Genomic DNA, 1,366 nt, shown 5'->3' on the forward strand with positions numbered 1-1,366 from the left:
GTCGTAAAGAGGACTCTTGGCTTCTTCTGTCATACCCAAGTCAAACATGGGGATGTAAACTTCGTTGAACTGCTCAGGTTTCACATACTCAGCAACGATCTCATCGATCTCTTCATCACTTGGCCAAATGTCTTTCAGTGTGACAGCATTACCCTCTTTATCCGTACCGAGTATATCTTTTTCTATATCAAAACGTACGGTACCGGCAATGGCATAAGCGACTACCAGAGGCGGAGAAGCAAGGAAAGCCTGCTTGGCATAAGGGTGAATACGGCCGTCAAAGTTGCGGTTACCGGATAATACTGCTGTAGAATAGAGGTCGCGATCAATCAATTCTTTCTGAATGTCCGGGTCCAGGGCACCACTCATACCGTTACAAGTCGTACAGGCATAACCGACAATCCCAAAACCCAGTTTCTCCAACTCAGGTAATAATCCTGAGGCTTGAAGGTAAAGCCTCGCAACTTTGGAGCCTGGCGCAAAAGAGGATTTAACCCAGGGCTTACGAACCAGACCGAGCTTATTGGCCTTGCGAGCAATAAGGCCTGCAGCCACAACATTTCGAGGATTACTGGTATTGGTACAGCTGGTGATGGCAGCAATAATCACAGCACCATCGGGTAGAAGACCTGCTTTTTCTTGGGTCTGAGCTTTATCCAGATCGACAGCAATGCCACGCTGAGCCAGTTCCGAGGTGGGCAAACGACGATGCGGGCTGGATGGCCCCGCCATGTTTCGAACAACAGTGGACAAATCAAATGTGAGAACACGCTCGTACTCAGCCGTTTTCAGATCATCTGCCCAGAGGCCGCTGACCTTGGCATAATTTTCAACCAGCGCCACCTGCTCCGGCTTGCGCCCAGTCAGCTTCAGATAATCGATGGTTTGTTCATCAATGTAAAACATGCCCGCGGAAGCACCAAATTCCGGTGTCATGTTGGAAATAGTGGCACGGTCACCAATGGTCAGATCTACAGCACCTTCACCAAAGAACTCGAGGTAAGAAGAAACAACACCTTCTTTTCGCAAAAACTCTGTAATGGCCAGAACAATATCGGTTGCTGTCATACCAGGTTGACACTTGCCTACCAGCTCAACACCAATAATCTCTGGAAGACGCATCATGGAAGGACGCCCAAGCATAACCGTTTCAGCTTCCAGCCCACCTACACCCATCGCAATAACACCCAGCGCATCGATATGGGGCGTATGGCTGTCAGTGCCTACACAAGTATCCGGATAAGCGACACCTTCACGGACCTGAATAACCGGAGACATTTTCTCCAGATTAATCTGGTGCATGATACCGTTACCCGCCGGGATAACATCAACATTTTTAAAGGCCGTTTTGGTCCACTCAATAAAG

General features: G+C 48.8%; 1 protein-coding gene. It reads right to left on the reverse strand.

The window, feature by feature from the left end:
• A partial coding sequence (acnA, locus tag KDK19_RS13800; RefSeq protein ID WP_257292190.1) for an aconitate hydratase AcnA occupies positions 1–1,366 on the reverse strand: 1,366 nt, incomplete at both ends.

The organism is Endozoicomonas sp. ONNA1 (assembly GCF_024606325.1).
In the GTDB taxonomy this organism is placed as follows: domain Bacteria; phylum Pseudomonadota; class Gammaproteobacteria; order Pseudomonadales; family Endozoicomonadaceae; genus Endozoicomonas_A.